This is a genomic window from Paenibacillus sp. SJS-P3 (genome assembly GCF_056711585.1).
On record NZ_CM160043.1, the window covers coordinates 330,336 to 354,270 of the forward strand.

The 23,935-nt window shown below is 57.1% G+C and carries 21 protein-coding genes and 1 pseudogene; 20 read left to right on the forward strand and 2 right to left on the reverse strand.

The window, feature by feature from the left end; all coding sequences use genetic code 11:
* Nucleotides 1-27: 27 nt before the first annotated feature.
* From AC06G8_RS01550 to AC06G8_RS01580, 7 genes are all read left to right on the forward strand, one after another.
* Complete coding sequence (locus AC06G8_RS01550) at nt 28-1,419, forward strand: DUF5808 domain-containing protein (RefSeq protein WP_480284194.1); 1,392 nt, start codon at nt 28-30, stop codon at nt 1,417-1,419.
* A gap of 427 nt (nt 1,420-1,846) precedes the next feature.
* Nucleotides 1,847-2,947 (forward strand): glycosyltransferase family 2 protein, encoded by a 1,101-nt coding sequence (locus AC06G8_RS01555; protein WP_480284195.1) that lies wholly within the window; start codon nt 1,847-1,849, stop codon nt 2,945-2,947.
* A complete protein-coding gene (locus AC06G8_RS01560; protein WP_480284196.1) occupies nt 2,944-3,579 on the forward strand; it encodes a glycerol-3-phosphate acyltransferase in 636 nt (211 codons plus the stop codon). The genes AC06G8_RS01555 and AC06G8_RS01560 overlap by 4 nt, the downstream gene beginning before the upstream one ends.
* A gap of 190 nt (nt 3,580-3,769) precedes the next feature.
* The gene (locus tag AC06G8_RS01565; RefSeq protein ID WP_480284197.1) at nt 3,770-4,171 is read left to right on the forward strand and encodes a hypothetical protein; all 402 of its coding nucleotides are present in this window, start codon (nt 3,770-3,772) and stop codon (nt 4,169-4,171) included.
* A gap of 82 nt (nt 4,172-4,253) precedes the next feature.
* Nucleotides 4,254-5,498: a hypothetical protein gene (locus AC06G8_RS01570; RefSeq protein ID WP_480284198.1), complete on the forward strand. Its 1,245-nt coding sequence runs from the start codon at nt 4,254-4,256 to the stop codon at nt 5,496-5,498.
* Between the two features lie 24 nt (nt 5,499-5,522).
* A complete protein-coding gene (locus tag AC06G8_RS01575; protein WP_480284199.1) occupies nt 5,523-7,937 on the forward strand; it encodes a hypothetical protein in 2,415 nt (804 codons plus the stop codon).
* 58 nt (nt 7,938-7,995) lie between these two features.
* Entirely contained in the window at nt 7,996-8,805 is an 810-nt protein-coding gene (locus AC06G8_RS01580; protein ID WP_480284200.1) for an ATP-binding cassette domain-containing protein, read from the forward strand.
* A 161-nt stretch (nt 8,806-8,966) separates the two neighbouring features.
* Here the strand turns inward: AC06G8_RS01580 and AC06G8_RS01585 are convergent, their stop codons facing one another.
* Nucleotides 8,967-9,593, reverse strand: coding sequence for a TetR/AcrR family transcriptional regulator (locus AC06G8_RS01585; protein WP_480284201.1), 627 nt, complete (start codon nt 9,591-9,593; stop codon nt 8,967-8,969).
* Nucleotides 9,594-10,084: 491 nt separating this feature from the next.
* Here AC06G8_RS01585 and AC06G8_RS01590 point away from each other — a divergent pair, with 491 nt between their 5' ends.
* Nucleotides 10,085-10,549, forward strand: a complete 465-nt coding sequence (locus AC06G8_RS01590) for an SRPBCC family protein (RefSeq protein WP_480284202.1) — start codon at nt 10,085-10,087, stop codon at nt 10,547-10,549.
* A gap of 44 nt (nt 10,550-10,593) precedes the next feature.
* On the opposite strand, the gene AC06G8_RS01595 is transcribed toward AC06G8_RS01590, so the two are convergent.
* Complete coding sequence (locus tag AC06G8_RS01595; protein WP_480284203.1) at nt 10,594-11,469, reverse strand: YheC/YheD family protein; 876 nt, start codon at nt 11,467-11,469, stop codon at nt 10,594-10,596.
* A gap of 389 nt (nt 11,470-11,858) precedes the next feature.
* Between AC06G8_RS01595 and AC06G8_RS01600 the strand changes: the two genes are divergently transcribed.
* The 12 genes and pseudogenes from AC06G8_RS01600 to AC06G8_RS01655 all read left to right on the forward strand — a co-directional run bounded on the left by AC06G8_RS01600 (nt 11,859) and on the right by AC06G8_RS01655 (nt 23,017).
* A complete protein-coding gene (locus tag AC06G8_RS01600; protein WP_480284204.1) occupies nt 11,859-12,590 on the forward strand; it encodes a hypothetical protein in 732 nt (243 codons plus the stop codon).
* A complete protein-coding gene (locus tag AC06G8_RS01605; protein ID WP_480284205.1) occupies nt 12,587-13,099 on the forward strand; it encodes a hypothetical protein in 513 nt (170 codons plus the stop codon). The genes AC06G8_RS01600 and AC06G8_RS01605 overlap by 4 nt, the downstream gene beginning before the upstream one ends.
* Complete coding sequence (sbnA, locus tag AC06G8_RS01610; protein WP_447663478.1) at nt 13,096-14,091, forward strand: 2,3-diaminopropionate biosynthesis protein SbnA; 996 nt, start codon at nt 13,096-13,098, stop codon at nt 14,089-14,091. Before AC06G8_RS01605 ends, sbnA begins: the two co-directional genes overlap by 4 nt.
* A complete protein-coding gene (locus AC06G8_RS01615) occupies nt 14,075-15,037 on the forward strand; it encodes a 2,3-diaminopropionate biosynthesis protein SbnB (protein ID WP_480284206.1) in 963 nt (320 codons plus the stop codon). The genes sbnA and AC06G8_RS01615 overlap by 17 nt, the downstream gene beginning before the upstream one ends.
* Before the next feature lie 96 nt (nt 15,038-15,133).
* Nucleotides 15,134-15,463: a metal-sensitive transcriptional regulator gene (locus AC06G8_RS01620; RefSeq protein WP_021878103.1), complete on the forward strand. Its 330-nt coding sequence runs from the start codon at nt 15,134-15,136 to the stop codon at nt 15,461-15,463.
* 204 nt (nt 15,464-15,667) lie between these two features.
* Nucleotides 15,668-18,049, forward strand: a complete 2,382-nt coding sequence (locus AC06G8_RS01625) for a heavy metal translocating P-type ATPase (protein ID WP_480285366.1) — start codon at nt 15,668-15,670, stop codon at nt 18,047-18,049.
* A 76-nt stretch (nt 18,050-18,125) separates the two neighbouring features.
* Nucleotides 18,126-19,064, forward strand: a complete 939-nt coding sequence (locus AC06G8_RS01630; RefSeq protein WP_480284207.1) for a hypothetical protein — start codon at nt 18,126-18,128, stop codon at nt 19,062-19,064.
* A 146-nt stretch (nt 19,065-19,210) separates the two neighbouring features.
* Nucleotides 19,211-21,235, forward strand: a complete 2,025-nt coding sequence (locus AC06G8_RS01635) for a GTP-binding protein (protein WP_447663481.1) — start codon at nt 19,211-19,213, stop codon at nt 21,233-21,235.
* Nucleotides 21,236-21,552: 317 nt separating this feature from the next.
* Nucleotides 21,553-21,756: a cold-shock protein gene (locus AC06G8_RS01640; RefSeq protein WP_048744382.1), complete on the forward strand. Its 204-nt coding sequence runs from the start codon at nt 21,553-21,555 to the stop codon at nt 21,754-21,756.
* A 68-nt stretch (nt 21,757-21,824) separates the two neighbouring features.
* On the forward strand, nt 21,825-22,070 hold the full coding sequence (locus tag AC06G8_RS01645; RefSeq protein ID WP_048744384.1) for a cold-shock protein: 246 nt from the start codon (nt 21,825-21,827) through the stop codon (nt 22,068-22,070).
* Nucleotides 22,071-22,327: 257 nt separating this feature from the next.
* Nucleotides 22,328-22,622: pseudogene (locus AC06G8_RS01650) on the forward strand (GNAT family N-acetyltransferase).
* A 68-nt stretch (nt 22,623-22,690) separates the two neighbouring features.
* On the forward strand, nt 22,691-23,017 hold the full coding sequence (locus tag AC06G8_RS01655; protein ID WP_447663482.1) for a DMT family transporter: 327 nt from the start codon (nt 22,691-22,693) through the stop codon (nt 23,015-23,017).
* The last annotated feature ends 918 nt before the right edge of the window (nt 23,018-23,935 follow it).

Sequence of the window (23,935 nt, forward strand, 5' to 3'; positions counted from 1 at the left end):
TTTATACTTTCAGAAACGGGGGATTGCATGCTGATCTTGACGATTGTTCTCGGTCTGACCACATTCATCACCTACGCTGTGACGCTTGGCGTCTATTCGGGTCAGGCCAAATTCCGCAGCGGCATGCTGTTTGCCGTTGCTCTTCCTCCCGATGCCGCCGAGGACGGCGATATCGCCCGCATCCGGCAAGACTATGCCAAGCGCCTTCGGTCGATGACGCTATGGACGCTGCTCGGCTTGGTTCCGGTTGTCCTCCTATACGCTTGGCCGGGCTTCCAGATCACGGCTTACTGGGTATGGATGGCGGCCTTCTTCTTCGCGATCACCGCGCCGTTCCGCCGGGCATTCCGGGAAACGCTGGAGCTGAAGCAGCGGAAAGACTGGTTCGTCGGGACGAAACGCATTGTACAGGTCGATTTGAAAGCCGTCCGGCTTGCCGGCAAAAAGAGTCCGTCTTTATGGTATTTCTTGATTCCCTTCGTCATGGGCGCCGCTCTCGTCTTGCATGCTTGGCTTCAGGATGTGTCCCTGGTTCCGCCCGCTTCCATCGGATTCTTGCTGGCGCTGGCATTCTTCCTGCTGGCCCGCCATGCAAGGAGAAGCGCAGCCAAGGCTTACAGCATGAACGGAGAGACCAATCAGCTGCTGAACGCTTTCAGGCGCAGAACCCTCTCGACGCTGTGGCTGCTGCTCGCGTTGGCCGAGAACGTCCATGCTCTGCTGTTATACCGGCTGCTGGCTCGGGAGAGCCCTGGCGATGAAGCTCTATGGATCTCGGTCCTGCTGGTGTTCTCCTGCATTCCTGGCTTGACGGTTTACAGCGCCTATAGCCGAATCCGGCGTTTGGAGAGGGAGACGCTGGAGGCGGATGGCAAGATCATCTACAGCGACGACGACGAATACTGGGCGAACGGGTTTACGTATCATAATCCCTATGACCGGCGCGTCCTTGTACCCAAGCGCATCGGGATGGGGGAGACGATCAACACCGGCACTGCCGCAGGCAAATGGATCATGGGCGGCACGCTGGCCCTTACGGCGGCGGTGCTGATTGGAACCTCATTCATGGCGATCCGCTCGGAGGTCACTTCGCCAATCATGACGATCGATTCCGGCAGCCGGATCGAGATCAAGTATCCGATGTATTCGATCGGCTTCGAGCCATCGGAGATGAAGGAGCTGACGCTCGTGGACCGTGTACCGCGGAGCTCCAGAAGAAGCGGAGAGGCGACCGGCAAAGCTTTGCGCGGCCATTTTCGGCTGGAGGAGCTGGGCAAGGCCCGCTTGTTCGTTTACAAGAACAACCCTCCGTATATCCGCTTCAAGCTGAAGGGCGAATATGTCTTTTACAATGAATCCGATCCCCTCGCGACACGGGAGCAGTATAAGAAGCTCCTGGAGGCCGGAGGGGGAAGATGAAGGCGATTGAAGTCTTCTAGTCGGCGCCGCGGACTAAGCAAGTCTACTAGGGAGCGGAGCGATCCATTTCAAAATGGGAACGGAAGAAATGCTGCCTTGTTTATAGGTGGAAAAGGGAGTTCAGCCGCAATCGAGCGGCTGGGCTCTTCTTGATATTCGGGAAGGGCATTGCAAGCTTGTGGCTAGCAGGTCGATCGCTGAAGGTCAAGAACAGCCCAAAGCCCAGGCAGCCGCTGGAACATGGAGCTATCATCGAGTACCGCCAGCAACACAGCCATTTTGCTGGAAGGTCAGTCTGCCGCAGCCTTCTTCCTTCCCGTGCCCGACCTCGCGGCTTGCCAACCGCCGGCCGGGGCGGTCTTATTTCTCTTCCATCCGCCATATACATGTTCCATGGGTACTTGTACCGGATCGGGGGCGGAAGGGAATGGGAATCGCGATCATGGCCGCGCTGGCGGCTGCATGGGCGGCGGGCTTTGTATTGTTCCGCAGGAACAGGGTTCCAGGCGCGGCTCGCTCCTTCCATTTCGAGGGGAAGCTCTCTGTCATCATTCCAGCTCGGAACGAAGAGACCAATCTGCCGCATCTGCTCCAATCTCTCCGGCATCAGAGCTGCCGCCCCTTCGAAATCATCGTCGTAGACGACGGGTCGGAGGACGGGACGCGGGCGATCGCGGAAAGCTTCGGAGCGAAGGTCGTTGTCAACGAGCATTTGCCGCCCGGCTGGACGGGCAAGAATTGGGCCGTATGGAACGGATACCGGCACTGCGAGGGCGACCATATCGCCTTCCTCGATGCGGATGTCCGGCTCTGCCCCCACGCGCTGGAAGACCTGCTGGCCGCCAGGGAGCGGGAGGGAGGAGCGGTATCGGTCGTCCCTTACCACGAGACGGAGAAAACCTACGAAAGGCTGGCCCTGATTCCCAATCTGCTGGGCCTGTTCGCGTTTACTTCTCCCATGGAAAGGGGCAATCCGGACAAGGGCTTTTATGGCTCGTGCATCCTGGTCAAGCGGGAGGAATACGAACGGGCGAAAGGACATGAGGGCGTGCGCTCCGAGGTGATGGACGATCTGAGGCTGGGCGCGAAGTTCATTCAGGCCGGCATCCCGGTCACGAATTACATCGGCATGGGAGCCGTATCGTTCCGGATGTATCCGGACGGCATCCGCAGCCAGCTGCAGGGTTTCGCCAAAGGAGCGATTCTCGGCACGAGCAAGCTGAGCCCGTGGACGACGCTGCTTGTCGCGGTCTGGCTGCTTGGCCTGCTGGCGTCGGAGGCGGCTCCATTTCTGCTCGGAACGTCTCTGGCGCTGCCCTTGGCGATCGGGTATGTGCTGTACACGGCGCAGCTGTTCGCTTTCCTCCGCTGCACGGGAAGGTTCGGATTGTGGATGCCGGCGGTTCATATGCTGAGCATGGTCTTTTTCGTCTTTGTCATGCTGTACTCGGTGTACCAGGTGGCGTTCTTCGGAAGCGTAGCCTGGAAGGGCCGGCAAGTCGCGGTAAGGAGGCGCGGCGAGCGATGATGCGGCTGCTGATGTGGACGGCGGGCTCATTCCTCTCCGGCTCGCTGATGTTCTCCTATTGGCTCGGATTGCTGGCGAAGCATGATCTGAAGGAAAAGGGAGACGGAAATCCGGGCGCATTGAACTTGTGGAGAGCGGCCGGATATGGATATGGACTGACGGGAATCGCGCTGGATTTCCTCAAAGGATACTTGCCGGTATTCGCTCTGCTCCGATGGGGAGGCCTGACCGGCTACAGCGTTGTTTATCCGGCGGCAGCAGCCGTGCTCGGCCATATGTTTTCGCCCTTTGCCGGCTGGCGGGGAGGGAAGGCGATCGCGGTCACGTTCGGGGTGTGGAGCGCGCTGACGGGATTCGAGGCTTCGCTTGCTTATGCCGTCATTCTGGCTTTGCTGCTGGCCGGTTTCCGGTGGATCGGCAAAGGCAAGCCGTCCTCGTCTTCCTCGGATGGCTTTCAGGTGGTGGCGGGGATGCTTCTGCTTTTGCTTTTTTTGCTTCTCTGCCGCTATTCTGCGGAGCTGGTCGTGTTCTCAGGCGTGAATTTCCTGCTGTTGGCCTATGCGCATCGGAAGGAGCTGCGGCGGTATTTATTCAAGGATAAGTCCGTTGGTTGCAGCCGAGGCAAGGGATAAACAAACACTCGTGAAAAACTTCAGTTGTTCATCCATATCTTTCAATCCTTATCAGAAGAAGATTTTTATTCCCATTTCTTTAGGTTACCCTCCTTATTTCAGGCAAACCTATCATTCAATGCAATTTTTGGATTTATATGGTATATTTTCCCTTGTTAGTCCAACATAGTAAAAAGGAGAGTTGAATGAAATGAAAAAAGGGAAAAAGAGATTCGCAGCAGGTTTGGCTGCGCTGGTTGTCTCCTCGTTGAGCTTGGCCAGCGGAGCTTCGGCGGCAAGTTATGAGAGCGGAACGGTTAGTGGAAGTTCGGTATCCGGTTATGTATACATGTCAACTGGAAGCTCGTCGGGAAGCGCATCCGCTACGACCACCTCCAGCTCGATGGGAAGCCTTTACGCTAAAATTGAATATACATACTATTATAACAACTATCAAACTGAAACCGTCAACAATTATCAGGCAAATGGAAGCACGTCGGTAACAGCCAATGTCTCGGCAAGATATGTAGCCGTACAATCTCGTTATGCATACGGAACTCATCAGGTCTCGATCGGAGGCCAATCGTGGTCGTCATCGACGTCGACACCATAAGAAAACCATGAACAGGACCGAAAGAAGCCAATGGCTTCTTTCGGTTTCTAAGTTGGATTCCAAACTAGGCTATGAGGTGCAAATGATGATTGCTAGAATCGTTCGAGGCATGATAGCCGCCTTGTCCGTCGGGCTCTTCTTGTCTGCTTGCCAGCAGGAGCGGGCAGATTTCCGCAACGAATACATTGCAGCCACAGACTTCCCTTTTCAATTCCAGATGCAAGGAGACGGCCTTATCGTAGCTCCGTCGGAAAAAGGCTATTACTTTTTAAATGACTCCTTTCTATACTATGCGGACAAGGGGAAAATGAAGGCCGTCTTGCTCGACAATCGACCTGAAAACGGCTGTCTGCAGCCGGCGGTTCAAGGGGTCGTCGACAACTGCCGCGCTTTCGTTAGTCACGGCCAGTCAGCCAGATCCAAGTTCCTGCAATTTTATCAAGGAAAGCTGTATGCCTTGGAGAGCGGCGAAGTATGGGGAAAGGAAAATGCCAATATATCGAAGACGATGCTAATCGAGCTTTCCCCGGACGGAGCTTCACGAAAGGTGATTAAAACTTTCGACTCCCTGCCAAAATCTATCGCTATACACAGGGGGAAAGTCTACTATACCTTGAGAAGCTATGACCAACACTTAAAGGCGAGCTCCGAGTTGATGCAATTCAGCCTGAACGGATCCAAAAAAGACAAGCTTGTTTACGCGGCGGATGGATCGGATAGCCAAATCCAAGACATTCTTCCCTATGGGAAGAACATTTACTTTTATGAGAATGTAGGAAGATCCGTCAGAGCAATGAGATATGATGCCGAGAAGGGGACCGCTTCAAGAATGTTTACCGATGATGACGAAAAATTACCCTTGCTTACAGGGTTTAATAGAGACCGACTGTTTTATGTCTCCACGACTCCGGTGGCCAACGAAGCTATGCTTAGGGACAAGGAGCATACGACGCTGCTTTCCTCCAATCTGGAAGGGGAGGACAGGAAGGAGCTGCCTGTAAAGAGGGATTTCTTTTCTTTCTTTTATGCAAGTGGAGATTACCTGTACGCCCGGCCGGTCTTTCCATTTTTAATGGATGACCGTTTCAAGGGGAAGCTCGAGGATGTTCGTCATGAGCTCACCGTCTATGACAGCCAGTATCGCCCCGTAGATAAGATTGATTTGTCCGGTCTTCCCATTGATCACTCCTTTATGATCGGCGACGACCGCTATATGTTTGTTCAGGTTTTCAAGGACGGAAAAGTCAGGATGGAATATTTGGACAAGAATGATATCGGTACGGGCAATGCTGCCTTCAAGCCGTTGCAGGAAAATACGTTGTCATGATGCTTGAAGGAAACGAGGAGCATAATGAAGCTGTTAGGCTACGAGTATTTGAAATTGGTTCAGAAGCGGTTGCTGGTCCTTCTGATTCCAATTTTATGGGTTGGGAACGGCTTCCTTTATGGACAGGAGCAGGTGAGCCAAAACGGATTTCTCCTTCAGAACATCCATGAGTACCGCCAAACGGAAAGCCAATACGCCCGCTTGCCCTTGAACGAAGCCTACAAAAAATCGATTGCAAGGCAGGAGGAGCTGGGAGCGTATCAGCTTATCGCCCAAGCAGCCCAAGACCCGGACAACCGGGCTTTAGCCGAGGAGATGTCACGATTAATTGAGCGCTCTCCTTCTCTTGTGGATGCCTTTGAACACAGCCCGTACCGTGGGAATCTGGCCATGCTGTCCCGAGATGCCTATATCTCGGAGTTGATCTCAACCCAGTTGGAAACAATGGATGGTTATAAAGAGTACCTGCACCAAATTCAGCAGCAGTCCGAAGAGCTTCTCGGCGTCTCCATTTTTCAAGACGAGGATTCCTTTTCCTACCGCAATATCATAAGAACGCCAAAGGAGTTTGCTCAATTGGAGCGGCTTCCATTGAAATTGGGCGGCGAGTGGGGAATTGTGTCTGCCACGACGTTCTCGATAACGGATGTATTGCTTATCCTGATCCTTTTTTTACTGTGCGTCTATTTATTTCAAAGCGACAGGGACTCCGGTTTTGCAAGCATATCCCGCTCTACGCGCAAAGGCAGAGTCCCATTGGCCGTAGCGAAAATCACGGCATTGATATCGATGTCCGTTCTCCTGCCGCTCCTTTTTCACGGGACTTTGCTGCTGATCGCCTATTATCTCTACGGCGGTTTCGGTGACCTGTCCCGGTATGTCCAGTCCATGGAAGCGTTTCGGTATTGCAATTTGCCTCTGACGGTCAAGCAGTATCTGCTGGTTTACTTGGCCTGCAAAGCTTTCGCCCATATCGTGATGGCTATGGTTCTCGCATTCTTATTCCAGCTTTTTGCAAGGGCCGAAATGGTATTTGGTTGTCTGTTTTCCTTTCTCGCTTGGCAGTATATAAGTTTTAAATTCATTCATCCTTTGTCTCCTTTCCAGTTAGTCAAGTATATGAACGTGTTTTCGTTTTACGATACTTACGGACTTCTAGCTGTTTATAAAAATATGAATGTAGGCGGTTACCCGGTCGCTTGTGTCTGGGCATCGGCCTTCAGCGCTTTCCTGATCAGTTGTTTGTTCCTCGTTCTCGGCATCGTCATGTACGCTTGGAGGCCGCCTTATTCAACCTCGCCGCAGCTTGTCCAGTGGGCATCGGCTCAACTGGCTAAGCTGCGGCGGCCGCCCTCATATGTCCAATTGGCTCGCCATGAGGGATTCAAGCTGTTCTTCGGCGGCAAGCTGTATGTCATTCTGGTTTTGGCGTTGTTGATTGGCTACCAGGACCTCGATAAGCATAATTTGACGTTTAATGAAGAAGACGGAATCTATAATGGCTACATGGATCGCCTTGAGGGGAAGCTGAATCAGCCGAAAACGGATTTCATTCTGCAAGAAAAGCGCCGTTTTGAGGAGCTGCCTTCTCAGTACAGTGAGATCCAGGATCAATATCAAAGCCAAGAGCTTTCACCTTCCGAATACCTGGAAAAGAAAAGCAAGCTGGACATATTTGCATTGAAAGAGCCTTCCTTTAAACGAGTCTACAGCCAATATTTGCACTTGGAGGAATTGAAGCGGCTCAAAGGCATTGAAGGAAGCTTTCTTAATGAGCTTTCGACCGACTACTATTTTCGGAATGCTTATCGGGACAAAATTAATGGACTTGTGTTTACCTCGCTGCTGGTTGTATCGTTATGTCGACTCTTTCCGGGAGAAAATCAGAGCGGAATGAAGATGCTGTTGTTGAGTACCCCCAAGGGGCGGCTGCCGTTGTTTTTGGTCAAGCATGGTTTGGCCGGACTGACGGGTGTCTGCCTCATGATCCTTGTTTATTACCCGCCTTTAATCAATCTGCTTAACCAGTACCCCTCGTTAGACTGGTCGGCTCCGATTCAGAGCTTGTCTTTCTTCCAGCATCTAAACGGACGAGTTACAGTAAAGGAATTTGTTATCGGCGTTTCGGCTTTTCAGCTGCTAGCTTCGGTCCTAGCCAGTGTATTCGTCCTCTATGTATCCTTGCTTATTCGAAGGCAAGCTCCTGCGCTTCTGATGTCGTCCGTCATCCTTGTTCTTCCATTGCTTGTGGAATTGGCAGGATTTGAGGGGCTGAGGCTTTATACATTCAATGGATTTTTCATGCTGTTTGACTGGCTGGGCAGCAGCTCCTTGCTGTCGGTCGGACTGTATGCCGGCTTGTCTGCGCTAGGAGCGGGAGGAGCTATTATGTTGGCAAGAATCCGATATATCCATCCGAGACACCGGGAGTGGGGTTGAATTGCGCCTTTTGTTGAACGGAATTAGCAAATGCTACCAGAAGGGGAAAGTTATAGCGTTGGATGGGTTCACCGCCGAATTTACGTCGGGAATATACGGGCTGCTCGGTCCTAACGGCGCCGGAAAGTCGACTCTAATGAACATTATGGCAGGAAATCTACGGCCGGATGTCGGGGAGATTGAACTGGATGGAGTTCGTATTACGGAGATGGGCAGTCATTATCGCTCCAAGCTCGGATTCATGCCGCAGCAGCAAGGGCTCTACCCTGAGTTCACCGCACAGCGCTTTCTTTGGTATATGGCTGCCTTGAAAGGAATGCCTAGGCAGAAAGCCAAACAGCAGATTGCCCATCTGCTGGAGGCGGTCAATCTGACGGCTCACGGAAATAAAAAGCTTGGAGCGTTTTCCGGAGGAATGAAGCAACGGGTTCTTATTGCCCAGGCTTTGCTGAACGACCCGGATGTAGTCATTCTGGATGAACCGACGGCAGGCCTGGATCCTAAAGAACGCATTCGAATCCGGAATCTGGTTTCCGAAATTTCGCAAAACAAAATCGTCGTATTGGCTACTCATGTCGTGACGGACATCGAGTTTGTGGCCAAAGAAATCCTGCTGTTGAAAGAGGGCAGGCTCCTCCTTCAAGAACGTCCGGCCCAAGTACTGGAGCGGATGAAAGATAAGGTCTTTGAAGTTCGTGCACGGCCGGATGACCTTCCTGAGCTTCAACGGAATTATAAGATCAGCAACATCATGGGCGAGGCTTCGGAGGTCATCGTAAGAATCGTAGGGGAAAAGCCGCCAGTAGGCATGCAGGCGGAAACCGTAAGGCCCAATCTGGAGGATCTTTATCTCCATTACTTCGAATAGACCATTTGAATCTTCCAAGCCTTTCCATTATCTGTTGTATTTGGGGGCAATGTAGAAAAAGCCTATGTCGGTATAAGCTCGCAATCAAGTCTAGCGACAAGGTTTGGAAAGGTTAACGGTTATGAATATTAAGGGCAGCCTGTTCCTCGGGCTGCCCTTAATTATTGAGGCTTCAAATAACTCAAAAAAATATGCTTCAGGATCTGAAGCTGCTCGGCAGGATCAAGGTCCTGCTCGACGACCAGGATGCTTTTTTGCAAGGAAAGCTTGCGGGCGAGCAGAGCGAAAGTGTTCATGACCGTACTCAAGGTCTCGGGAATCGACAAGTCGCTGCGAATCGATCCATCCTGCTTGCCCTGCTCGACGATGGTGGCGAATACTCCGGAGATCTGCCGGTAGACGGCGTTGAACACGCTGATATCGTCCAGCGGCTCGGTGAACTGGGCCGCGTAGCTCTCGAAGTTCTCCAGCAGCTTGACGCTGGAGCTGTCCTTGCGCTCCAGCAGCTTGATGGAGCTGTCGAAGAGGATTTCGAGCTTGCGCAGGCTCGTCTCCGGCATTGCTGCAACGGCAATGAACTCTTGCAGCACTTCCTCCAGCATTTTGGTGGCGACCGCGACAACGAGCTTCTCTTTCTTCGAGAAAAAACGGAATACGGTGGCAACGCCTATACACGCCTCGGTGGCGACATCCTGCATCGTGGACTTGTCGATTCCTTTTCTCGTAAACACTTGCTCCGCTGCATCGATGATGGCTTTGAGGCGCCGCTGCCTTGTTTCTGGGTTCATGTTTTCGGTCTGCCGCTCCCGTCGTCATTTTATTCTCGTATTATAGCGCTCCGCAATTTTTGCTACAACGTTGTCAAGGGAGACGGGATATGCTACGATGAGTCAAAAAATGATAGTTTAACTATCATTTTAGTCCAAAGTGAGAACGGCAAACGGAAAGCTCTCGCTCTTCCATTCACTATGATCGCGCTTACTTTTGGCGGAGCCTTCAGCCCTTTCAGACCTGTTCGCCCACTATCCAATTGAACGGAGAGAGATGTGCCATGCCAGCGAAGAGACCAGCCCAGTGGGAGGTTGTCCCGTCCGTCATGAAAGCGACAATGGACAGCCCCTATGTTTTCCTAAGAGTGTCATGAACCAACGAGGATAGGCATAAAAAGGGAAATTTGCTATGATGGACCCAAGCGTCTGAATCTTGAGACCGGACAACTCCGCCGGAGGCAGTCGCCCTTCATATTTGAGAGCGCTTACCAATTCAACGAGAAGGAAGAGTGATAGCCTTGCCAGACGCATCGCATTCAGTTGAAATACCGGTATCCGTTCAAGACGCATGGAGCTTTGCAAGCGATATGGACAAGTGGATGCCTCTTATGCCCGGTTATATCGAGCATGAGCTGCTCGGCGGCAGCGAAGCGCTCTGGACCTTCAAGGGCGATCTCGGCTTCACGAAAAAGGTGATCAAGCTGAAAATCGACATCACCGGCCGGACCGAGCCGTCCAGGCTGACCTTTCAAATTGATGGCGTCTCCGACAGCGTCGGCGGCGAAGGATACTTCGAAGCATCGACGCTTGGCGACGGCCTTACCCGATTGACGGGGCACCTGGACATCTCCGGCAAGGGAGCCATGGGGTTCATGATGAACGGAGTCATGAAGACGTTTGTGCCCAAGACCGTCGAGGAGCTGACGCAGGCTGTCGCTGCCAAGCTTGTGGAAGTCCATAACGTTCCTTCTTAGCAAAAATCTCCGCCCCGAACGGTTTCTCTTTCTCCGGCGCCCTTTCAGGGCGCTTTTTTGGCTTTGCCGCAAACGAGGCTGTAGCGGCGGCCGTAAGCTTTGGCGTAGCGGACGATGCGGCGGATGGCTGTCTGATCGTCCAGCTTCGTGAACGGGCATGGATCCGGCCGGGTGTTGACTTCGAGAATCCACGGCTTCAGCTTGCGGTCGACAGCGATGTCGAGGCCGAGCTCGTTCATGGCCGGGTAGGCGCGGCCGAATTCGGCTGCCGTCAGCAGCGCCAGCCGGTTCATCCGCCGCAGCAGCCGGATCGTGCCGGACTTGCCGGCAGCGGGATGAAGCAACGCCTCCGGCGTGTAGATCGTTCCGCCCTGGCTGCCGTTGGAGACGATTTTGCCCGGACTGGCGACGCGGGCTGCCGTGCCGGTGCATTCCCAGCGGCCGGCAGGATTCCGCTGGATCATGATGCGGAAGTCGAACGGCCGGCCGTCATGCTTGAGCATGCGGATGCCCTTCTGAACGAGATAACGTCTGGTTCCGGCTTGCCGGCGCAGCGACGGGAACAAGGCGGATACGGACTTGAAGGCGAAGATGCTCTCGCCGCTTTGATAACGACAGCCTTTGCCGCTTTTCTCTACGCGCATGACCCCGATTCCCATCGAGCCGGTATCGGGTTTCACATAGACCATCCCGTAGCGGCCCAGCATCGAGGCGAGCGTGCCGCTGTTCAGCCGGCGGGTAGATGGAATATGCTTCCTCAGCTCGGCGCATCGCAGCAGAAGGGCTGTTTTGGCTATTTTGCTGGAGACAGTTTGAACGCCGCTGCCTTTCAGCTTCCTCCCCGGAGCGGATGGCCTGTTCTTCTGTTTGGCTTTGCTGCCGTTCCGGACTGTTGCGTTTCTGTTCCTGGCTGTATTCATGCCGTCTTTCCCCCTAAGGCAGAGGCTATATTCTTCTATTCTATGTAGGCGCTGACGGTCGGGTATGGGCATCTTGCCTCTTTGCGGCCAGCGAGCAGCGGGAGGATCCGGTCAACCCGTGCGGAAGCTGCCGCTTCGCCGAAATGACGCCGAGGCAGCCGGCAGCGGCCCTGTCTCTCGGCGGCCATGCTCCCGATCCTCGGCATGCCCCGGACACTCGGCCATGTTCTCGATATTCTCGGCATGCCCCGGACACTCGTTCGTGCCCCTAACTTTCAACCATGCCCCGGCACTTGACGGCCGCCGGCAAGCCGATTCACCCCAGCAGGGGAATGGGCATACGATATAGCGGCAATGTGGGCACATAGAAGAAGCGGGAGGATATGCATATGGACACTCCGGTCAGCATGCGGGAAATCGCCGACAGGATGAGGCAGCGCTTTCCCTGGCTAGACGGGCTTATCATCTCCGGCTCAGGGAGGCAGGCAGGAATATCGGATGGGATGGGGCTTCCGCTGCTGACGTCGACCCTTCTCGAACGGTTTTATTACTCAGACGACAATCCTCTCGCCCGGCAGCCGGAGCTCCGCAGCTACCGGACGTCGGGAACGAGCTCGGGCCGCCGCAAGACGATCTATTACTCGGAGCAGGACGAAGCCGACTATCTGCGGGTGAAGCTGGACGTGTTCCGGGACATTCTGGAGCCGTACGGGTACAAGACGGCCGTATCGGACATGGGGACCGGCCATGCGGAAGCGACGGCTGTCGAGGTATTCCGGCAGCTCGGGATGACGGTGGAGTCCTTGTCCTTCCGGCTGCCGATCCGGCAGCATATCGAGTCGCTGGAGCGGCTGCGGCCGGAGGTGCTGTATACGATGCCCTCCATCCTGGACCGGCTGCTGGCTGCGGCCGGCGAGCCGGCGGCGCTCGGCATCCGCCATGTCGTCCTTGTCGGCGAGACGGCGTCGCCGGGATGGCGGAGCCAGGCCGCGCAGCGGCTTGGAATCGGCGAAGACAGAATCACGGATACGTACGGATCGATCGAGATCGGCACGATCGCATCGTATTCGCATCGTTGCGGCCGTTATCTCCTGGCAATGGAATCGTCGCCGAAGGGGTGAGAGCCGAAGAGCTTGGCGAGGGACTCCGGCCGCTATCCGAAGGGGAGCAGGTGCTTGTGCTGACCTCGTCCATCCGCGAAGCCTTTCCCGCGCTTCGCTACGCGACGTACGACGTCGTGCGCGATCTGAGGACGATCGACGTGGAGGGCGTGCCCCGGCAGAGCTTCCACAGCCTCGTGAAGCGGATCGGACCGGATCTCAAGCATGGCGAGAAGATCAGCATCTACGACATCGAGGATACGGTCTGCCGGCATCTCGGCGGCGCGAGCGTCCGCGTCCGGGTCGAAGGGAACGCGCTGCGGATCGCGGTCGACAGCGAGCAGGGAAGCGATGCAGCGCTTGAGCTCATCCGGCAGGAGCTGGAGGACCGTAATCCCGACATCGGGACGATGATCCGCAGCGGCATCCTGGGCGGGATCCAGGTCGTCCGGGAGTCCTTGGACGACACCGGAGAGCAGGGCTCCGTCAAAAACAAAAAAATCCATTATCGACAAGGAGAATCCGGATGAAGCTGGACGGAGGCATTGCGGACACCATCGGGCGAACGCGTCTCATTCGACTGGACCGGCTGTTCCGGGGCGAGCCGTTCGCTGTATTCGGCAAGCTGGAGGGCATGAATCCGGGCGGCAGCGCCAAGGACCGTCCGGCTCTCCATATGCTCCGGGAAGCCATCCGGCGCGGCGACGTGACCGAGGGGAGCACGGTCATCGAATCGAGCTCAGGCAATCTGGCGATCAGCCTGGCTCAGCTATGCCGTTACTTGGGCATCCGTTTCATCTGCGTCGTCGATCCCCGGACGACCGACGCGCACATGCGGATCATCCGGAGCTTCGGCGGAGAGATCGAGCTGGTCGAGCGTCCCGATGCCGCGACGGGAGAATTTCTGCCGGCGCGGATCGCCAGGGTGAAGGAGCTGCTCGCGCAGCTTCCCGAAGCCTACTGGACGAACCAATACGGGAATCCCGACAACGCCCGTTCGCATCAGGAGACGATGAAGGAGATCGGGGACGAGCTCGGGACGGTCGACTATCTGTTTTGCGGGGTGAGCTCCTGCGGAACGATCCGCGGCTGCGCCGATCATATCCGCAGCAGAGGCTGGACGACGAAGGTCGTCGCGGTCGATGCGGAGGGCAGTATCCTGTTCGGGGGCACAGGAGGGCCGCGCAAGTTTCCCGGTCTCGGAGCGGCTGTCGTGCCGGAGCTGCACGGCGGCGAGCTGGCGGATATCGTCGTCAAGGTAACGGATGCCGAATGCGTCCGGGGCTGCCGGGAGCTGGCCCGGGAGGAGGCGATCCTGGCGGGAGCGTCCTCCGGGGGCGTCGTGGCGGCGGTCCGGCGCCTCGCCGGCAGCATTCCGGCCGGATCCATATGCGCGGCCATCCTGCCGGACAGAGGCGAACGGTATATGAGCTCGGTATATGACGACGATTGGGTGAAGCGGGAGCTCGGCGTCGATCCGGATGCCTGGAACAGGGGGATTAGGCATGCTCTATCTCAATGACAGCCATATCCGCGAAGCCGGTGTGGATTGGGAGAAGCTGACCGGCATCGCGGAGGATGCCGTGCGGGCGATGGATCGCGGAGGCTATGCAGCTCCTCTCAAAACCTATCTCCGGTTTCCCGAACCGGGGAACCGAATCATCGCGACGCCGGCTTATCTGGGCGGCCCGCAGCCGCTGGCAGGCATCAAATGGATCGCCGGATTTCCCGGCAACATCAAGAACGGCCAGCCGCGGGCGCATAATGCGATCGTTCTGAACGATCCGGAGAACGGCCTGCCGCTCGCCTTCCTCCGGTGCAATCTGCTCAACGGCCTGCGCGCGGCCGCGGTGAGCGGCGTCATGCTCCGGGCTTATGCCGACTCGAGGCCGGATCAGGACATCCGGCTCGGCATCATCGGCTGGGGCCCGATCGGCCGCCTGCATCTCGACATGTGCGCCGCCTTGCTCGGGAGCCGTCTGAAGGAAGTCATGCTGTACGATCTGCGGGACATCGATCCCCAGACCGTGCCGGAGGATGCGCGCGGAATGACGGCGATCGCTTCGAATTGGCAGGAGCTCTACCGCCGGTCCAACGTGATCGCCACATGCACGGTATCGGCGGAGCGGTACATCGACGAGCCGCCTGCTCCCGGCTCGCTGCTGCTGAACGTATCGCTGCGGGATTTCAGGCCGGAGGGCGTCGCCGGCGTCCGCGCCGTCTTCGTTGACGACTGGCGGGAGGTATGCCGCGAGAACACGGACATCGAGCTGCTTCATCTCCGGCACGGACTCAAGGAAGAGGATGTCCGAACGCTTGCCGATCTCGTCTGCCGGGACGCCTTGGCCGAATTTCCGGGAGAGACCGTATTCTTCAACCCGATGGGTCTGGGAATATTCGATATCGCGATCGCCGGTCATTATTGCCGTGAAGCCGTGAAGCGGGGGCTGGGCATCGAATTGCCCTGAAGGCTGGGGAGCGGTTCACGAATCCATTTCAAAATCGGGGTGTTGGTATAGGTGGGGGGGCTATGGTAAACTGGAAATCAAAAAGGGCGTGATGTCATGGATGAGCTCCAGCAGGATACGAACAAGCATGAATCATGCGAGGCGGACGGACGCAAAAGCCATCACTCCGAGAAGACCAAAAGCAATCTCATCAGCCGCCTCAACCGGATCGAGGGCCAGGTCCGCGGTCTCAAGGGCTTGATCGAGAAGGATGTCTATTGCGACGACGTCCTCAATCAGATCTCTTCGGTCCAATCCGCCCTGAACGGCGTGGGCAGGCTGCTTCTGGAGCATCATATGAAGAGCTGCGTCATCGAGCGCATCCAGGACGGCGAGAGCGAGGTCATCGACGAGCTTTTGGTCACCATCAACAAATTGATGAAATAACCGGGATTCGAGAGAATCCTTTTTCTATGCCTTCCATATAGGGGTGGGGGGTATAAGTTTTGATTGACTGAATATAGGGTAGAGGGGTATAGTAAGCGTAAGAATAAGGCCGCGGAATGATGGCAATAAAGGAACTAAGCGAGGTGTCCGCAAGTGGAAGCATCCAAACAGGCTAAGGAGCAAACGTCGCTGCAGCTGACCGGCATGACCTGCGCGGCTTGCGCGAACCGGATCGAGAAAGGGCTGAACAGGCTGGAGGGCGTCGCGGAAGCGAACGTGAACTTCGCTCTGGAAAGAGCGACGGTGACCTACGATCCCGATCAGGTGACCGTGCCGCAGCTGCAGCAGACGATCCGCAAGCTCGGATACGATGCCCCCATGCAGACAGCGGATCTCCAGCTCGTCGGCATGTACTGCGCGGCCTGCGCCGTGCGCATCGAGAAGACGCTCAACAGAACGCCGGGCGTGACCGGGGCGGCCGTGAACTTCGCTCTCGAGAGCGCAAGGGTGGAATACAATCCGGCGGCCGTATCGGTCGCGGACCTGCAAGCAAGAGTAGCCAAGCTGGGTTATGAGGCCATCCCCAGGCAGGAGGTCGCCGATCCATCCGAGCTCCGGCAGCAAGCCGTCGCTCGCCAGAAGCGCAAGCTGCTCCTGTCGGGTATTCTCTCGCTCCCGCTGCTGTGGTCGATGGCGGCCCACTTCTCCTTCCTGTCCTGGATCCCGATGCCGGAGCTGTTCATGAACCCGTGGTTCCAGCTTGCGCTGGCGACGCCGGTCCAGTTCTACATCGGCATGCCGTTTTACGTCGGGGCTTTCAAAGCCCTTCGCAACCGGAGCGCCAATATGGACGTCCTGGTGTCCCTCGGAACTTCGGCAGCTTACTTCTACAGCGTTTATTTGACCGTCGAATGGGCGCGGATGGGCGGCATGGCCCATCATGGTCCGCAGATGTATTACGAGACGAGCGCCGTGCTCATCACGCTTGTCATTCTCGGCAAGCTATTCGAGTCGCTGGCGAAGGGCCGCACGTCCGAAGCGATCAAGACGCTGATGGGGCTGCAAGCCAAGACGGCGCTGGTCATCCGGGACGGAGCCGAGACGACGGTCGCGATCGAGGAAGTGCTCGGAGGTGACATCGTCGTCGTGAAGCCGGGCGAGAAAGTTCCGGTCGACGGCGAAGTGCTGGAAGGCAGCTCCTCCATCGATGAATCGATGCTGACGGGAGAGAGCATTCCGGTGGAGAAGAGAGCCGGTGACCTCGTCATCGGCGCGACGATCAACAAGAACGGACGGCTGAAGATCAGAGCGACCAAGGTCGGCAAAGAAACGGCGCTGGCCCGGATCATCAAGGTCGTCGAGGAAGCGCAAGGCTCCAAAGCCCCGATCCAGCGGGTTGCGGACGTCATTTCCGGCATTTTCGTGCCGATTGTCGTCGGCATCGCCTTCATGGCCTTCCTGGTATGGTATTTCTGGGTAACACCTGGTAATTTCGCCGAAGCGCTGGAGAAGGCTATCGCGATCCTCGTCATTGCCTGCCCATGCGCCCTCGGCCTGGCGACGCCTACGTCCATCATGGCGGGCTCCGGCCGCGCCGCAGAGCTGGGCGTCCTGTTCAAGGGCGGCGAGCATTTGGAGACGACCCATAAGATCGACGCCGTCATCCTCGACAAGACGGGCACCGTGACGAAGGGCATGCCGGAGCTGACGGATATCGATGTCGCCAGCCATATGGAGGAGAGGGAGTTCCTCCGTCTCGTCGGAGCCGCGGAGAAGAGCTCGGAGCATCCGCTTGCGGAAGCGATCGTCGCGGGAATCGAGGCGCGCGGAATCTCCATCCCGGCAGCCGGCGAGTTCGAGGCGATACCGGGCTACGGCATCCGGTCGGTCGTGGAAGGGCAAGAGATTCTGGCCGGAACGCGCAGGCTTATGGTGAGGTACGGCATCTCCGCCGATCAGGCCATGGCCTCGATGGAGAGGCTGGAGGAAGAGGGCAAAACGGCGATGCTGATCGCAGTTGACGGGCGGTATGCGGGATTGGTCGCGGCGGCGGATACGATCAAGGAGACGTCGGCTGCGGCGGTGGCACGCCTGAAGGCGATGGGCATCGAGGTCATCATGATTACCGGCGACAACGAGCGCACGGCCCGGGCCGTCGCCAGGCAGGCGGGAATCGATCAAGTCCGGGCCGAGGTGCTGCCGGAAGGCAAGGCCGAGGAAGTGAAGAGGCTGCAGGCAGAGGGCAAAAAGGTCGCGATGGTCGGGGACGGCATCAACGACGCCCCCGCGCTTGCCGCGGCAGATATCGGAATGGCCATCGGCACCGGAACGGATGTGGCGATGGAAGCCGCCGACGTCACGCTCATGCGCGGCGATCTGAACAGCATCGCCGACGCGATCGCCATGAGCCGCCGGACGATGGGCAACATCCGGCAGAATCTGTTCTGGGCGCTCGGCTACAATACGCTAGGCATTCCGGTGGCCGCTCTCGGCCTGTTGGCTCCCTGGATCGCCGGAGCGGCGATGGCGCTCAGCTCCGTCTCGGTCGTGCTGAACGCACTTCGTCTGCAGCGGATGAAGGTGTAGGGGCCGGCAGCGGGACGGGATGAGAGGACGCAGCTTGTTTGGATGAATGAAAATGTATGCAGGAAGGATTGAATCCATGATGAAACGGTTGAAGCTGGCAGCCACGCTCGTCGTCGCCGCCGCCGTTCTGTCCGCTTGCGGCTCCAAGACGGTCCACCAAGAGGGAGGCCATGGCTCGATGGACATGAACATGGGGCAGGAGCAGAATGCCCATGGCTCGATGGACATGAATATGGAGCAGGAGCAGAATGCCCATGGCTCGTCCGACGCTTCCGCCGGACATGCCCATGAAGGCGGCGCAGGGAAAGGGACGGCCGCCGAGGACTCCGATGTGAAGGCCGAGTGGACGCTGGCAGGCGGCGGCCAGCCGGAGGCGAGGCAGGAGACGCTTATCCGGGTCGCCATTACAAGCGGCGGCAAGCCGGTCGAGCAGTTCGATACCGCCCATGAGCAGAAGCAGCATATGATCATCGTGAGCAAGGACCTGTCTTATTTCAGCCACATCCATCCGGAGTACAAGGGCGGGGGCGTCTTTGAGATCGCAACGGAATTTCCGGCCGGCGGAGAATACAAGTTGATCGCGGACTTCGTGCCGGCGGGCGGCAGCGCGATGAGCAGGATGCAGTGGGTGTCCATAGGCGGAGCGGCGGATAAAGCCAAGCCGATCGAGCCGGACGGCGATTTGACCAAGGTCGTGGACGGCAACGAGATCGCCCTCTCCATCGAAGGGCTGGCCGCCGGGAAGGAAGCCGTGCTGACGTACACGATTGCGGACGCCCGGACCGAAAAGCCGGTTACGGACCTGCAGCCCTATCTTGGCGCGGTCGGCCATGTCGTCATCCTGACCGCGGACGCGGACAGTTATCTGCATGTGCATCCGATGGACGAGAAGGCATCCGGGCCGGAAGCCCGGTTCATGACGACGTTCCCGAAAAGCGGGATCTACAAAATATGGGGCCAGTTCAAGCGCGGCGGCGAAGTGTTCACCGTGCCGTTCGTCATCAAGGTTCCTTGACGCCGGAGATTTTGACTCCGAGCCCGGATTCCGCATGAGGAATTCCGGGCTTTTTGCATGCAAGAGGAGCTCCTTCGGCCATCCGGACTCTATTATCATGTATAATAGGCGGATACATACTGCCTGACAGGGGGACCTTGCTTCCTATGCCATCTTCCACCCGAGCCCCGATCCGCAACGTCGGCATCTTCGCCCACGTCGATGCGGGCAAAACGACGACAACGGAACACATCTTATATGAAAGCGGACGGATCCGCGCTCTCGGAAGCGTGGATGCGGGCACCGCTCAGACCGATTCGCTCGACGTGGAGCGGGAGCGGGGAATCTCGGTGCGCGCGGCGTCGACGCGGTTCGTCCACCGGGGCGTGCAGGTCAACCTCGTCGACACTCCGGGCCATGTCGATTTCCTCTCGGAGGTGGAGCGCTCGCTGCGCGTCATGGACGGCGCCGTGCTGGTCGTGTCCGCGGTGGAAGGCGTGCAGTCGCAGACCGAAGTCATCTGGCAGGCTTTGAGAAGCTTGAAGATTCCGACCGTATTCTTCGTCAATAAGCTGGACCGCATTGGAGCGAATCCGCTGGAGGCTCTTGCGGGCATCCGCAGGCTGCTGACCGCCGGAGCGGTGCCTGTCCAGGCGCCGCATGGTCTGGAGGAGCATTTTACGGGCAGCGCCTGGCTGCTGCCGGAGCCGGGCGGCCATGCAGGCAGCGGAGCGGGCGACTTGTCCGCCGATCAGCTGCCGTATTTGGAACTGCTGACGGAAACGGTCGCCGAGAGCCGTGAGGACCTGCTCGAACGCTATCTGGAGCAGGGTGGACTGCAAGGCGAGGATCTGGCCGACCGGCTTGCAGCCGGCGCCGCCGGGGCGGAGCTGTTCCCCGTGCTGTTCGGCGCGGCGAGCCGCGGCATCGGCATCGCTGCCCTTATGGACGCCATAGTCCGATGGCTCCCCGAGGCCGGCGGAGACAGCGGCGGACCGGTATCCGGCCTTGTGTTCAAGCTGGAGAGGGATGCCGCGATGGGCCGCATCGCTTACGTGCGTCTCTACGGCGGCACGCTGCGCAACCGGGATTCTGTCTACAACAAGACCCAGGACATCCAGGAGAAGATCACCCAGATTCGGATCGTCGACATGCGGAAGTCCGAGGACGCCGGCATTCTCGAGGCGGGCGACGTAGCGGCGGTATACGGCCTCAGCCGGGCGCGCATCGGGGATATTCTGGGCACGGACGCGGAAGTTCCGGGGAGCCTGCGGATGGCCGTGCCGCTGCTGACGGTGCAGGCGCGCTGGAAGAGCGAGGCCGAGTATCCGAAGGTCGTGGCCGCTTTCCAGGAGCTGGCCGACGAGGACCCGCTGCTCGATCTCCAGTGGATTCCGGAGGATCGGGAGCTGCATCTGAAGGTCATGGGTCCGATCCAGATCGAAGTGCTGGCTTCCGTCGCCAAAAGCCGATTCGGCCTCGATGTCTCCTTCGACCCGCCATCCGTCATCTACAAGGAGACTCCGGCGTCGGCCGGAGAAGGCTTCGTCGCTTATACGATGCCTAAGCCCTGCTGGGCGATACTCCGGTTCCGCATCGAGCCGGCCCCGCGCGGCAGCGGCTTGCAGTATCGTTCCCTGGCCAAGCCGGAGCGGCTGCTCGGCAGCTATCAGAACGAGGTCGAGCGGCGCGTTCCCGAGGCGCTCCAGCAAGGGCTGCGCGGCTGGGAGGTCACCGACCTCAACGTTACGCTGCTCGAAGGGGAGCATCATGTGTGGCATACGCATCCGCTGGACTTCGTGGTCGCCACCCCCATGGGAATCATGGACGGCCTTGCGAATGTCGGGACCAAGCTGCTGGAGCCGCTGCTGAGCTTCCGCTTGTCCGTACCGGAGGAGTTCGGCGGCAAGCTGATGAACGAGCTCATCGCGATGCGCGGGGAGTTCGAGCCGCCTGTGCTGAGCGGCGGGCGCATGGAGCTGGAAGGCTTGCTGCCGGTCGCCACCTCCCTGGACTTCCCGGCCCGGCTCGGGTCGCTGACCAAAGGCCGCGGCACGCTGTCCGCCTCCTTCTCGGGATACCGGGAGGCGCCGGCCGACGTTCAGGCGGAGCGCAAGCGCCGCGGCGTGAATCCGCTGGATCAGTCCCGGTACATCCTCGCCGTTCGCAATGCGCTGTCTCAGCAGGGCTGACAGCAGCAGCCCGCGGTTACGGACCGGAGAAGGAGGTTTCGGAGGCGGCAAGGCCTGGACGCCCGGCTTTGCCGACGGCCCATGCGCGCGACACCCGGGGAAGAAGCGCGCAGGAAAGCCTGCCCAAGCCGATTTTTTCATTTTCCGCAAATTTACAAATCAAAGCTTTGCTATCTGCGATGAGGTGTGTTATACTTAACCAATCGTATATGAGACGTTAAGGGTCACGTATTTGAAGGGGCCGCTTTCGCTGCCTTTTCCGATGAGTGATCTTTTTAAGATCATACATGCAAATAAACATTTTGGAGGTAACACAAATGCAAACAGGTACAGTTAAATGGTTCAACGCAGAAAAAGGTTTCGGTTTCATCGAAGTTGAGGGCGGCGAAGACGTATTCGTACACTTCAGCGCTATCACGGGCGAAGGCTTCAAAACTCTTGACGAAGGCCAACGCGTTGAATTCAACGTTGTTCAAGGCCAACGCGGTCTGCAAGCTGCAGACGTAGTAAAAGTATACTAATCATCGCCAGCGCCCTGCTAGATGCAGGGCCTTTTTGTTAGATTCATAGAGGAGGAGGTAGTGTTTCCATGTACTATTCCCGAAAGAAGACGCAAGAAGAACTGCCCACCGAGATGACCCCCGTCTGGACTTGTTCCAAAGACGGCTGCAATGGATGGATGCGGAAGGATTACGCTTTCGAGCAAGAGCCGGTCTGCTCCATCTGTTCTTCTCCGATGACCTCGGGCATGCGAGACCTACCCGTCCTTATGGAATCGACCAGCGCCCTGCAGGCGGCCAAGAAAAAAGCGGCTGCCAGCCAGCAGGAAACGTAGGGATTCGGCAGCGATGCCGCAATGAGGAGACCCGATACCCGTCGGGTCTTTTTTTGCATGGCGCGGACTACGAGCTTTGAGGGACGGTCATGGACCTTCGATTGGCGGAAGAGAAGGATTATGCGGCGGTGGCCGCATTGAACAAGCAGGTATTCGACTTTCATGCGGATGCCAGACGGGACCTGCATCGCAAGGTGGAAGGCCAGTTCACCCGGGCCGTCTACGAAGGATGGCTGAATGACGGGGAGATGGACGTGATGGTCCTGGCAGGCGACGGCGGGAGCCTGCTCGGGTATGCCGCCCTCGAGTGGCAGGAGGCGCCGGACAGACCGGTGTTCCAGCCGAGAAAGACCGTGTTCATCCGGGATCTGGTCGTGAACGAGGAGCATCGCGGACTCGGACTCGGACTCGGGTCCAGGCTGATGGAGCAGGTTATCCTCTACGCGCGGCAAGGGCGCCCATGCGGTCGATCTCAACGTCTTCGAGTGCAACACTTCGGCTATCCGCTTCTATGAACGGCTGGGGTTCGAGATGCGGGATCGGATGGTATAGATGGTATACTGGAACGGATTGTTCATTCGGCCCGCGTCCACTTGGGCCATTCGGGGAAGGTGTTCGGCATGAAGGGGTATTTGTTTCTGGCTGCGGCCATCGTCAGCGAAATCTTCGGGACGTCCATGCTCAAGGCATCCGGCGGCTTCAGCAGGCTGTGGCCGAGCCTGGGCACGGTGGCCGGATTCGGCATCGCGTTCTATTGCTTGTCGCTAGCTCTTCAGCATATTCCGCTCGGAATCGCGTACGCCATCTGGTCCGGTGTCGGGACTGTCATCACGGCCGCCATCGGCATCATCGTGTTCAAGGAAACGGCGAGCATGACGACCGCGATTGGCATCGCGCTCATCGTCGCCGGCGTTGTCGTGCTGAATTTGAAGGGCGCTGCGCACTGAGGTTATTCGCGAAGCCGAGGTTATCGGACATGGAATCTGATTCATAGGTTTCGCATACATAGGCTTTGCATCTAACACAGGCTTTCCATCGGATGCATAGGATTTGAAAAGAACGGGCTCCGCAATCGGACGGGGGCTTTGTGTCGGACATAAGATCGAATCGGACTTAGGATGATTGTATCGGACATAAGATAAAATCGGACTTAGGATGATCGTATCGGACATAAGATCGAATTAGACATGAAGTGGTATCGGACATAAGATCGAATCGGACATGAATTGTATCGGACATGAATTGTATCGGACATACGATCATCGGACATGAAATCGTATCGGACATACGATCCGTTATTTTTGGCGAAACCGCCAATCCGTACACTTATCGGACATAGGATCCGTTATTTGAGGTAAAAAGCCTGTTTTCAGGGGCTAAACCTCCAAATAAGGGATTCTATGTCCGTTAAATTTTTTTGAATGGGTAAAATCGTTCAAATAGCGGATCGTATGTCCGGTACTGACAGCAAGGCGTTTAGACGGTCTTCTTCATCTGGTGTGTCTTGTCCAATTTACCCAATGCATCCTATTACTGTGACAACACCCACACATCCATAAACACCAAAGCATCCATACATCCATAAACACCAAAGCATCCATAAACACCACAAACACCAAAGCATCCATAAACACCAAAGCATCCATACATCCATAAACACCAAAGCATCCATACATCCATAAACACCAAAGCATCCACACTCACAGTCAAAACATCCACCCATAGAAGTGCGGCATCCATAAACCAACCGAACAACGGCCTAGGCGATGTGCCTCTTCAACAATTTGCAAAGGCGAAGGGCCCAGCGTCGACCTATGTCTTCGTGAATATGCTCCTTCGTTCTTCCAGAGGAGTCATTCTTTTCC

Excerpts from the sequence above, each read along its gene's own strand:
- AC06G8_RS01550 (WP_480284194.1), top strand. The coding sequence starts at position 28 with ATGCTGATCTTGACGATTGTTCTCGGTCTGACCACATTCATCACCTAC.
- AC06G8_RS01630 (WP_480284207.1), top strand. The coding sequence starts at position 18,126 with ATGATGAAACGGTTGAAGCTGGCAGCCACGCTCGTCGTCGCCGCCGCC.
- AC06G8_RS01645 (WP_048744384.1), top strand. The coding sequence starts at position 21,825 with ATGTACTATTCCCGAAAGAAGACGCAAGAAGAACTGCCCACCGAGATG.
- AC06G8_RS01565 (WP_480284197.1), top strand. The coding sequence starts at position 3,770 with ATGAAAAAAGGGAAAAAGAGATTCGCAGCAGGTTTGGCTGCGCTGGTT.
- AC06G8_RS01640 (WP_048744382.1), top strand. The coding sequence starts at position 21,553 with ATGCAAACAGGTACAGTTAAATGGTTCAACGCAGAAAAAGGTTTCGGT.
- AC06G8_RS01600 (WP_480284204.1), top strand. The coding sequence starts at position 11,859 with ATGGACACTCCGGTCAGCATGCGGGAAATCGCCGACAGGATGAGGCAG.
- AC06G8_RS01615 (WP_480284206.1), top strand. The coding sequence starts at position 14,075 with ATGCTCTATCTCAATGACAGCCATATCCGCGAAGCCGGTGTGGATTGG.
- AC06G8_RS01575 (WP_480284199.1), top strand. The coding sequence starts at position 5,523 with ATGAAGCTGTTAGGCTACGAGTATTTGAAATTGGTTCAGAAGCGGTTG.
- sbnA (WP_447663478.1), top strand. The coding sequence starts at position 13,096 with ATGAAGCTGGACGGAGGCATTGCGGACACCATCGGGCGAACGCGTCTC.
- AC06G8_RS01595 (WP_480284203.1), bottom strand. The coding sequence starts at position 11,469 with ATGAATACAGCCAGGAACAGAAACGCAACAGTCCGGAACGGCAGCAAA.
- AC06G8_RS01655 (WP_447663482.1), top strand. The coding sequence starts at position 22,691 with ATGAAGGGGTATTTGTTTCTGGCTGCGGCCATCGTCAGCGAAATCTTC.
- AC06G8_RS01635 (WP_447663481.1), top strand. The coding sequence starts at position 19,211 with ATGCCATCTTCCACCCGAGCCCCGATCCGCAACGTCGGCATCTTCGCC.
- AC06G8_RS01570 (WP_480284198.1), top strand. The coding sequence starts at position 4,254 with ATGATGATTGCTAGAATCGTTCGAGGCATGATAGCCGCCTTGTCCGTC.
- AC06G8_RS01585 (WP_480284201.1), bottom strand. The coding sequence starts at position 9,593 with ATGAACCCAGAAACAAGGCAGCGGCGCCTCAAAGCCATCATCGATGCA.
- AC06G8_RS01560 (WP_480284196.1), top strand. The coding sequence starts at position 2,944 with ATGATGCGGCTGCTGATGTGGACGGCGGGCTCATTCCTCTCCGGCTCG.
- AC06G8_RS01555 (WP_480284195.1), top strand. The coding sequence starts at position 1,847 with ATGGGAATCGCGATCATGGCCGCGCTGGCGGCTGCATGGGCGGCGGGC.
- AC06G8_RS01625 (WP_480285366.1), top strand. The coding sequence starts at position 15,668 with ATGACCTGCGCGGCTTGCGCGAACCGGATCGAGAAAGGGCTGAACAGG.
- AC06G8_RS01620 (WP_021878103.1), top strand. The coding sequence starts at position 15,134 with ATGGATGAGCTCCAGCAGGATACGAACAAGCATGAATCATGCGAGGCG.